At 72.1% G+C, this 9,020-nt stretch carries 11 protein-coding genes; 7 read left to right on the top strand and 4 right to left on the bottom strand.

The window, feature by feature from the left end; all coding sequences use genetic code 11:
• A partial coding sequence (locus CCL05_RS11565) for an LPXTG cell wall anchor domain-containing protein (RefSeq protein WP_143589872.1) occupies positions 1–190 on the top strand: 190 nt, incomplete at its 5' end.
• On the opposite strand, the gene CCL05_RS11560 is transcribed toward CCL05_RS11565, so the two are convergent.
• From CCL05_RS11560 to CCL05_RS11550, 3 genes are all read right to left on the bottom strand, one after another.
• Positions 139–873, bottom strand: coding sequence for a methyltransferase (locus CCL05_RS11560; RefSeq protein WP_086560414.1), 735 nt, complete (start codon positions 871–873; stop codon positions 139–141). The genes CCL05_RS11565 and CCL05_RS11560 overlap by 52 nt on opposite strands.
• Before the next feature lie 6 nt (positions 874–879).
• Complete coding sequence (locus tag CCL05_RS11555; RefSeq protein ID WP_244204249.1) at positions 880–3,348, bottom strand: sensor domain-containing diguanylate cyclase; 2,469 nt, start codon at positions 3,346–3,348, stop codon at positions 880–882.
• A gap of 173 nt (positions 3,349–3,521) precedes the next feature.
• On the bottom strand, positions 3,522–4,007 hold the full coding sequence (locus CCL05_RS11550) for a nucleoside deaminase (RefSeq protein ID WP_086560413.1): 486 nt from the start codon (positions 4,005–4,007) through the stop codon (positions 3,522–3,524).
• Between the two features lie 126 nt (positions 4,008–4,133).
• Between CCL05_RS11550 and CCL05_RS11545 the strand changes: the two genes are divergently transcribed.
• Positions 4,134–4,910: a GNAT family N-acetyltransferase gene (locus CCL05_RS11545; protein ID WP_086560412.1), complete on the top strand. Its 777-nt coding sequence runs from the start codon at positions 4,134–4,136 to the stop codon at positions 4,908–4,910.
• 71 nt (positions 4,911–4,981) lie between these two features.
• Positions 4,982–5,905 carry an NAD-dependent epimerase/dehydratase family protein gene (locus CCL05_RS11540; protein ID WP_086560411.1) on the top strand — a complete coding sequence of 308 codons (924 nt, stop codon included), beginning with the start codon at positions 4,982–4,984 and terminating at the stop codon, positions 5,903–5,905.
• 105 nt (positions 5,906–6,010) lie between these two features.
• Here the strand turns inward: CCL05_RS11540 and CCL05_RS11535 are convergent, their stop codons facing one another.
• Entirely contained in the window at positions 6,011–6,451 is a 441-nt protein-coding gene (locus CCL05_RS11535; RefSeq protein WP_086560410.1) for an SPW repeat protein, read from the bottom strand.
• Positions 6,452–6,678: 227 nt separating this feature from the next.
• Here CCL05_RS11535 and CCL05_RS45180 point away from each other — a divergent pair, with 227 nt between their 5' ends.
• The 4 genes from CCL05_RS45180 to CCL05_RS11525 all read left to right on the top strand — a co-directional run bounded on the left by CCL05_RS45180 (position 6,679) and on the right by CCL05_RS11525 (position 9,014).
• Positions 6,679–6,855 (top strand): hypothetical protein, encoded by a 177-nt coding sequence (locus tag CCL05_RS45180; protein WP_167409548.1) that lies wholly within the window; start codon positions 6,679–6,681, stop codon positions 6,853–6,855.
• 96 nt (positions 6,856–6,951) lie between these two features.
• Entirely contained in the window at positions 6,952–7,035 is an 84-nt protein-coding gene (locus CCL05_RS47455) for a putative leader peptide (protein WP_350710819.1), read from the top strand.
• Between the two features lie 203 nt (positions 7,036–7,238).
• Positions 7,239–7,793 (top strand): NADPH-dependent FMN reductase, encoded by a 555-nt coding sequence (ssuE, locus tag CCL05_RS11530; RefSeq protein ID WP_086560409.1) that lies wholly within the window; start codon positions 7,239–7,241, stop codon positions 7,791–7,793.
• 51 nt (positions 7,794–7,844) lie between these two features.
• Positions 7,845–9,014 carry an LLM class flavin-dependent oxidoreductase gene (locus tag CCL05_RS11525; protein WP_086560408.1) on the top strand — a complete coding sequence of 390 codons (1,170 nt, stop codon included), beginning with the start codon at positions 7,845–7,847 and terminating at the stop codon, positions 9,012–9,014.
• Positions 9,015–9,020 lie beyond the last annotated feature (6 nt).

The raw sequence follows: 9,020 nt of genomic DNA, 5'->3' as shown, positions 1-9,020 counted from the left end.
GAGCACCAGTGCCGCGCCCGCCGCCCCCCATGCCCACGGCGCCCTCGCCCACACGGGCGCGGACCACACGCTCCAGACCGTCGCGGCGGGCGCGGCACTGGTGCTCGGTGGAGTCGTACTGCGCCGGAGGCGGCGCCCTCAGACCGCCTCCGCCACCCCCGTCAGCAGCACCATCCCGGAATCGCCGTAGTCCGGCAGGGTCGGGTCCGCGTCGATGTGGGTGACGTCCAGGTCCCGGGTCACCGGGGTGAAGACCTCGGTCACAGCGGCCGGGCTGACCGGGCAGCCCGGCCAGCGAGACGCCGGGCCGATGCGGTACGTCGGCATGTTCTCCATGAACGCGGCGACCAGGTGGCCACCCGGCTCGACGGTGCGGACGAACGTGCGGCAGAAGTCGGCGAACTCCGCGAAGTCCTCCGTCGCGCGCTCGGCGACGAAGTGCATGGAGGCGAGTTGGTACGAGCCGGCCGGCAGGGTCCGGACGTCGGCGTGCACGACGTTCACATGCGCCAGCGCCCCGGCCAGGGTCGCCGGCACGTCCGGGTTGAGCCGCCGGCACAGCGCGTGGAAGGGGAGCCAGCTCGCGTCGAGGCGGTGGCAGATCTGGTCCTGGAGGTAGGCGACGTTGCCCGCGCCCGCCTCCACGGCGTCGATCCCGCGGCTCACGGCGGACGCGAGGATCAGAGGGTAGAGGTTGGGCCCCGCCCCGAACTCGACCGAGCGGGCGATGGCGCCGGGACGGAAGCGACGGTAGAAGGCGCTGTGGTGCGCGATGACCGCCGCGTCCGCAGGATGCACCTCGCGGTAGTTCTCGCGGAGGTAGTCGGCGACCGGCCAGCGGTCCCAGTCCACGTCGTCGTTGTGCGTCGTCATGGCACGCTAGCCCTTCAGCCGCAGGGGGAAACGCTCGGACAGCCGGGTCAGGGCCGAGTTGAGGCGGTCGATGTCGTCGTCCGAGTTGAGCGCCGTGACCTGGATGCGGAAGCCGACCCGGTCGCGGGGCACGAGCGGACAGGCGGCGAGCGTCACGTAGACGCCCTCCTCCCACAGATACGCGGCGACCGCGTCCAGGTCCGCGGGGTTCACCAGCGGAACCTCCACGATGGTCAGCCGGTCCGTGTTCAGGGTGCTCACCCCCAGGCTGACCAGGTGATCGAGCACCCGGACCGTCGCCGCCTTCGCGGCGTACAGCGCGAGGTCGGCGTGGCCCAGCAGCTCCTCCGCGTCCGTGCTGTCGCGCGCGGTGGCCACGCCCACGCTGGCGGTGATCGTCACCGACTCGTCGGCCAGGTCGAACGGCCGGCCCAGCGTCTGGATCACCTGGGCCGCCAGCAGCTCGGCGGCGAGCGGCTGCTTTGCGCCCTCCATCAGCACGGCGAACTCGTCGCCGCCGAGCCGGGCCGCGGTGTCGGTGCGCCGCAGCGTCCGGGACAGCCGGTTTCCGACGGCGATCAGCAGATGGTCGCCGGCCCGGTGCCCCATCGTGTCGTTGACCAGTTTGAAGTCGTCCAGGCCGATGAAGAGCAGACAGGTCAGGGACGACTCGCGGCGGCCGCGCAGCAGGGCGCGTTCGATTCGCTCCAGCAGCAGCGTCCGGTTGGGCAGACCGGTCAGCGAGTCGTGGAAGGTCCGCTGTGTCAGCTCCTGCTCCAGCCGTCGCTGTTCGGTCACGTCCCGCAGCGTCACCACCAGGCCGGAGACGGTCCGCTCGTCCCGGAAGTCGCTGCACCGCACCTCCACCTCGACCCGCCCTTCCCGGCGCCGCACCCACCAGTGGTCGTGTCCGGCCCGCGCCCCCCTCTCCCGTACGGCGGCCGGCTCCCGGGCGGCCCGCTCCCGGTCCCCGGGGTCCACCAGGTCCGGCAGCGGGACGCCGATGAGGTCGTCGGTGCCGAACACGGACCGCGCGGACGGGCTGGCGTACCGGATCGTGTCGTCGTCCTCGAGGATCAGGATGACGTCGGAGGCGTTGCGGACGAGGGTGCGGAAGTACGCCTCGTTCTCCCGCCGGACCACCTCCTGGCGCAGCGCGACCCGCTCCATGACCAGGCCCGCGTGCGACGCCAGGATCTCCAGCGAGCCCCAGGTCTCGGTGAGCTGCCGCTCGGAGGCGGCGACCAGCAGGACACCCGGGACGGCCCCGGCCGGACGGTCCGGCTGGGTCATGGGGCAGACCAGGACACAGGGCAGGCCGACCAGTGCGGCGGCGACGCCGGGTTCGAGGGCGGCCGGGCTCATCAGGCGGGTGCCGTGCGCGCCGAGGTCCGCCGCGCGCTCCGTCGGCAGGAGCAGGGTCCGGTGCGGTACGTCCGGCCCCATCAGCCGGTCGACCGCCGTACCGCAGGACTGGTCGACCTCGTCCTGCCGGAAGGCCGAGACCAGCGAGGCGGCGGCTCCGCGCAGCGCGAGCTCCCGCGTCACCGCATGGCGATGGGCCACGACCATCCCCGCCAGCCGAAGGATCACCAGCAGGAACAGCACGCCCGAGAAGGCCGCGATCACGGCGGCGTCCCGTGTCTGCTTGCTCAGCCCCTCGTACAGCAGGATGCCCGGAGCGACGAGCGTGGCCACGGTGAGCATGACCAGTCGGCGCGGCGGCGGCAGCAGGGACTCGCGCTGCGGCACGGAGGCGGTCAGCGCGACCATCGAGGGGTGCAGGGCGGCCAGGCCCCAGGCGGTGTAGAAGGCGATCCAGCCGAGGTCCAGCAGGGTGCCGGTCTGCCACAGGTTGTTCAGTTGCAGGATCCCGTACGCGATGTCGAAGCCGAGCAGTGTCACCGTGCCCACGACCAGCAGCCGCACGGCTCGGTTGGGCCCGTCGAGCGGACTCGGGATCAGCAGCCGGGCCAGCAGGGCCAGCACGAGGACGTCCCCGAGGGGATAGGCGATGCTGATGGCGCGCTGCTGCCAGGTCAGCCCATGCACCACGGTCAGCGGCTGCACCAGGTACACCCACACCGGCAGCGCGAGGCCCGCGGTGATGATCAGCGCGTCGAGCAGGCTCGGCAGGTCGCGGTCGGGCCACCGGTGCCGGACGAGCCCCGACAGACCGATCGCGAAGAGCGGGTAGGTGGCGAGGTAGCAGGCGTCGGCGGGGGAGGGGAACGGGTTGGAGGCGTCGAAGTACTCCTCCAGCACGTTGTAGTACGTGTCGCCCGCGATGAAGGTGAGCAGTCCGCCGGCCAGGAACCACCAGGGCCACTGATGGGCGGGCCGGTGGACACGGATGCCGGTCACCACGGCGACGACGCCGGCGAGCCCGATGACGGCCCACAGGGCGGGAGCCGCCGCCGGGACGGTCATGTACACGATGGTGGCAGCCGTGACGAGGGCGATCTGGGCGGCCATCAGCCGACGTGCCGACAGCAAGGAGACGCGCCTCCCCCCGTCGGGGAGACCGAGGCGTACGCCTGGTCTATTGAATTCGATCGTACGTTCGCCAGTGTGGCCATGCATCTCGGGCGGCCGGCCTCGCGAGGCCCCGGCAGAGGGGGCCTGCGGGCCGGAACCGCCCGGGCGTCTCAGTCGTGTCCCCGATGGAACCGCACGTGCAGCTCCCTCACCCGTTCCGTCAGTTCGGGCACCGGACCGTCCACGACCACACCCGGTGCGACCTCGTGAACGGGGAGTGTCCGCACCGGCGGCGCCGCGACCCCCAACTCGCTCAGCCAGGAGGCGAGCTGTTCGGACGAGGCGACGTAGACGATGCGTCCCAGACCGACCCAGGCGTGCGCGGCCGCGCACATCGGGCAGTGCTCGCCGGAGGTGTAGACCGTGGCCGCCGCCCGCTCCTCGGGCGTGAGCCGGGCCGCCGACCAGCGCGCCAGTTCGAACTCGGGATGCCGCGTGCGATCGCCCGAGGCCACCCGGTTGTGGTCCTCGCCGAGGACCGTGCCGTCCCCGCCGACCAGGACCGAACCGAACGGCTCGTCCCCGGCTTCGAGCGCCTCGGCCGCGAGCTCCACGCAGCGGCGCAGGTACGGGAGTTCCGTGTCCTTCACGACCATGGCCCCGGCCCTTCCTGATGACGACGTGATCACCAGGACTGTACGACCGCCGGAGGCGTACGGCCGCATCGAACAATTGCGTTGCCCGGCTGCCCGGGCGCGTGCTGGGGTGTGCCCATGACTCAGATGGACCACACCGCGCTGCTCGCCCTGTTCGACCGCGAACTGCGCGAGGGGGCGCGGCCGGACGGCCCCGGCGTCCGCGTCGAGCGGACCGGCGACGTGGTGCGCCAGGTCGCCGGCGCACAGGGCTGGAACGGCGTCCTGTGGTCCGCCCTCGACGAGGCGGCGGCGGACGAGGCGATCGCCGGGCAGATCGCCCACTACGCCGGGCTCGGCCTCGACTTCGAGTGGAAGCTGTACGGGCACGACCGGCCGGCGGACCTCGGGCAGCGGCTGCGTGCGTCCGGGTTCAGGCCCGAACCCGAGGAGACGCTGATGATCGGCGAGATAGCCGCCCTGTCCCTCGACGCCGAACCTCCCGAGGGCGTCCGCCTCGTGCCGGTCACCGATCCGCGGGGCGTGGATCTCGTGGCCGACGTCCACGAGAAGGCGTTCGGCGCGGACAGCACCTGGCTGCGCGAGCAGCTCCTCGCCCGCCTCTCGGCCGACCCGGACACCGTCGTCGCCGTCGTGGCGATGGCCGGCGACGAGCCGGTGAGCGCGGCCCGCATGGAACTCGTGCCCGGCACACCGTTCGCCGGCCTGTGGGGAGGCGGCACCGTCGAGGGCTGGCGCGGCCGCGGCATCTACCGCGCCCTGGTGGCCCACCGCGCGCACGCCGCCGCGGCACGCGGCCACCGCTACCTCCAGGTCGACGCCTCCAGCCAGAGCCGCCCCATCCTGGAGCGCGTGGGCTTCACACCGCTGACCACCACGACGCCGTACGAGTACACGCCGTAGCCGGCGGCCCCGCCGGGATGTGACATCCACCTGGATGTCACATTTGCGCCCGTCCCATCCGTCGCATCGTCATGACGACGATCCAGAAGAACCAGAGCATCCTCCTCGCCGGCGCGAGCGGCGTCCTCGGCCGGCACGTCACCCGCGCCCTGACCGAGGCCGGCCACAAGGTCACCGGACTCGGCCGGAGCCCGGACAACGGCGTCCGCGCCGACCTCATGGACCGCGACGCGCTGCTGCGCGCCGTCGACGGACACCACTTCGACACCGTGATCCACGCCGCGACCGCCCTGCGCAAGCCCCCCATGCGCGACCGCGACATGTTCGCCACCGACGCGCTGCGCACCGAGGGCACGGCCCACCTCGTCGAAGCCGCCCGCGTCACCGGTGCCCGCCGCTTCCTCGTGGAGTCGATGGTCTTCGGCTACGGCTACGGTGACCACGGCGACCGCCCGGTCACCGAGGACGACCCCTTCGGCCCGCGCGGCAGGACCCCGCAGCTGGAGCGGCACATCGCGGCCATGCGGACCAAGGAGCGGCTCGCCTTCGAGGCGGCGACGCTGGAGGGTGTCGCGCTCCGCTTCGGCCTGTTCTACGGCCCCGGCGGTACCGACGCCCTGCTGCCCCTGCTGCGCAGGCGGCAACTGCCCGTGCCCGCCGACCGGGGCAGGGTGCTGCCGTGGGTGGAACTCACCGACGCGGCCCGGGCGGTGGTCGCCGCCGTGGAACGCGGCCGGCCCGGGCAGGCGTACAACATCGCCGACCGCACCCCGCTCGGCTTCCGCGCCCACGTCGAGACCGTGGCCGGGGTGTTCGCACTGCCGAAGCCGATGACCGTACCGCTCTGGCTGATGAGACCCATGTCGTACGCGCACACGATGATGTCGTCGCGGCTGGTGGTCTCCTGCGCCAAGGCGGAGCGCGAGCTGGGGTGGACGCCGCGGTACCCGTCCAGCCGTGAGGGCCTCGCCGCGATGCGGTCGGCGGGCCGCTGATGCCGGGTGACACCCGGCCTGCCCGGACGCCCGGCACACTCCGGCGCGGACATGCACAGGCCGGTCCGGGATGCGGACCGGCCTTCGGTTTCCCTTCCGGTGGGGCTACGGCCTCGGGGAGGCCTTCGCCGCCGTGGCGGTGCACGCCAGACCCAGAATCACAGCCAGCGCACCGATGACGATGTTGTTCCACACGACGCCGGCGTCCGGGCTGTCGCCGACGACCCACGGCGAGATGATCATCCACACCCCGAGTGCGCACATGGCCCAGCTCAGGCCGTACATGCGCTCCGGAGCGCGAGTGAACCCGAGTGCCAGCAGACCGATCGCTATGCCCATGATCAGGTTGTGGGTCACGAGCGGCGGCTGGCTGGTCGTGTAGTGGACTATCCACGGGGAGGCCGCGCAGTACAGACCCAGCAGGAACACCGGTCCGTCCACGAGCGCCACATCACGACCGCCGAGCACACGGGCGTACCGATCCCGCATCTCGGAGGCGTCGGGGTGGCTGGTGATGTCACCCCTGGTGTGCGAGACGTTGGCCATGACTCGTCTCCTTCGTCTTGCAGGGCGACCGCGTCTGGTGGGTGTGCGGTAAGCGCCGCGTAAGCACATTCTGCTCTTATTTTTCCTTTATGTGTAGAGGTTGGTAGAGACGTGAACTTCCGTCGCGCGGTACATGTCCGGGGCGATCGGGGGCAAGCGGATGTGTACGACAGGACGGATCGAGGTCGCCGGCAGGCGGCGGCGCGGTACACGGAAGGGCAGCGGACGTGTCTACGGCCATCGGCGCGAAGGTGTTGGAGCGGTTCCCCGCGGGGTCCCCGCGCGGATCATGGCCGGCGGAGGAGTACGCGGCGCGCCGCCGCGCCGAGGGCGAGCCGGCTACCGTCGTGATGGACCTGGAGTCGGACGCCTTCCTCGTGGTGGTTCCGTCGGACGAGGACTGAACGGAACCGGACCGCCACTGAAATCCATGGTCCGGGATGCGAGATGAGCCGCGCTTTCCTTGACGGCCGTCGTCTCCCGCTGCCACGATCGATGGCATGACCATGCGACTGGACCTCACGCGGCGACGCCACGTCGACCTCGCACGCGTCTCCAGCGCTTCCTGTCGCGCCGCAGCCTGAGTCTCCCGGCTCGCCGCTTCTCCCCGCCGCCGTATGCGCCGTCGGCCGCGCACTGTCGCGCCGACGGGACGTCATGCGCCGTGCGTTTCCCTCACACCGTTCCCTCACGCCTGAATTCGGCGCCCAGTCACGCCCGTTGAGCGCGGCGTCCCCGAATTCGGTGGTGCCACGCGCGCTCGCGCCCTCTCCCGGAAAGAGACCCCATGGCCACCGTCCTGTCCGTCTCCGGCAGCCCCTCCGCCTCCTCCCGCACCGGCCGACTGCTGCGCCACCTGGACGAGCGGCTGACCGCACAGGGCCACGACGTGATCCCGCTCGACGTCCGCACCATCCCCGCCGAGGCCCTGCTCGGCGCGGACTTCCGGCACCCCGCGATCGTCGAGGCCACCGAGTTGTTCGCACGGGCCGACGGCGTCGTCGTCGGCACCCCCGTCTACAAGGCGTCCTACTCCGGTGTCCTCAAGGCCCTGCTGGACCTGCTCCCGCAGTACGCACTCACCGGCAAGACCGTGCTGCCGCTCGCCACCGGCGGCAGCGTCGCCCATGTCCTGGCCATCGACTACGCCCTGCGCCCGGTGCTGACCTCCATGGGCGCGGCCCACACGGTGCAGGGCTGGTTCACCCTCGACAAGGACATCACCGTGCACGACGACGGGTCCCTGACCGTCGCACCGGCCGCCGCCGAGGCGCTCACCCAGGTGGTCGACCAGTTCTCCACGGCGCTCGGCCGCACCCCGCTGCTGGCCGTGGCGGGCTGACACCCGCTCACCGCCACGCCGGCGGACGTTCCACTCGATCGGAGATCCCCCGTGTCCCTCACCTTCCACTGGTTCCTGCCCACCACCGGCGACAGCCGCCATGTCGTCGGCGGCGGCCAAGGCACCCCCGCCACGGCGTCCGGGCGCGACCGGCCGCCGACGGTCGCCTACCTGAGCCAGATCGCCCGCGCCGCCGAGGAGGTGGGCTTCACCGGGGCCCTCACCCCCACCGGCGCCTGGTGCGAGGACGCCTGGCTCACCACCGCGATGGTCAGCCAGAACACCGAACGCCTGAAGTTCCTGGTGGCCTTCCGGCCCGGGCTGATCTCGCCCACCCTCGCCGCGCAGATGGCGTCCACCTTCCAGCGCCAGACCGGCGGACGGCTGCTGCTCAACGTCGTCACCGGCGGCGACAACCAGGAGCAGCGGGCCTTCGGCGACTTCCTCGACAAGGACAGCCGATACCACCGGACCGGTGAATTCCTGCACGTCGTCAGGGAGTTGTGGCAGGGTGGAAACGTCGACCTGAACGGTGAGCACCTCCGGGTGCGGGACGCGAAGCTCGCCCGCGTGCCCGACCCCGTTCCCCAGGTGTACTTCGGCGGCTCCTCGCCCATCGCCGGAGAGATCGCCGCCCGGCACGCCGATGTCTATCTCACCTGGGGCGAGCCGCCCGCCCAGGTCGCCGAGAAGATCGCGTGGATCCGGGCGCTGGCCACCGGCGAGGGCCGCACCCTCCGCTTCGGCATCCGGCTGCACGTCATCACCCGCGACACCGCCGAGCAGGCCTGGGCCGAGGCGAACCGGCTGCTGGACGGCTTCGACCCGGAGACCGTGGCGTCGGTGCAGGCCGGGCTCGGCCGCAGCGAGTCCGAGGGGCAGCGGCGGATGCTCGCCCTGCACGGCGGCCGGCGTGACCGTCTGGAGATCCACCCCAACCTGTGGGCCGGCATCGGCCTGGTGCGCGGCGGCGCGGGCACCGCCCTGGTCGGCAGCCACGACGAGGTCGCCGAGCGGATCAAGGAGTACCACGCCCTCGGCATCGACGAGTTCATCCTCTCCGGCTACCCCCACCTGGAGGAGGCGTACTGGTTCGGCGAGGGCGTGCTGCCGAGGCTCGCCGCGCAAGGGCTGTGGCGGCATCCCGCGGACAAGGACGCCGCACCCACCGCATCCACGACCCCTGCCGCACCCGCGGTGCTCGCGCCGTTCGCGAGCTAGGGCTCG

It is taken from the genome of Streptomyces africanus, assembly GCF_002150735.1.
In the GTDB taxonomy this organism is placed as follows: Bacteria; Actinomycetota; Actinomycetes; order Streptomycetales; family Streptomycetaceae; genus Streptomyces; species Streptomyces africanus.
This window is presented reverse-complemented; position numbering and strand designations above follow the sequence as displayed.

What these genes read in the sequence shown, in the direction of transcription:
- CCL05_RS11560 (WP_086560414.1), bottom strand. Translation starts at nt 873, where the DNA reads ATGACGACGCACAACGACGACGTGGACTGGGACCGCTGGCCGGTCGCC.
- CCL05_RS11555 (WP_244204249.1), bottom strand. Translation starts at nt 3,348, where the DNA reads ATGGCCGCCCAGATCGCCCTCGTCACGGCTGCCACCATCGTGTACATG.
- CCL05_RS11550 (WP_086560413.1), bottom strand. Translation starts at nt 4,007, where the DNA reads ATGGTCGTGAAGGACACGGAACTCCCGTACCTGCGCCGCTGCGTGGAG.
- CCL05_RS11545 (WP_086560412.1), top strand. Translation starts at nt 4,134, where the DNA reads ATGGACCACACCGCGCTGCTCGCCCTGTTCGACCGCGAACTGCGCGAG.
- CCL05_RS11540 (WP_086560411.1), top strand. Translation starts at nt 4,982, where the DNA reads ATGACGACGATCCAGAAGAACCAGAGCATCCTCCTCGCCGGCGCGAGC.
- CCL05_RS11535 (WP_086560410.1), bottom strand. Translation starts at nt 6,451, where the DNA reads ATGGCCAACGTCTCGCACACCAGGGGTGACATCACCAGCCACCCCGAC.
- CCL05_RS47455 (WP_350710819.1), top strand. Translation starts at nt 6,952, where the DNA reads ATGACCATGCGACTGGACCTCACGCGGCGACGCCACGTCGACCTCGCA.
- ssuE (WP_086560409.1), top strand. Translation starts at nt 7,239, where the DNA reads ATGGCCACCGTCCTGTCCGTCTCCGGCAGCCCCTCCGCCTCCTCCCGC.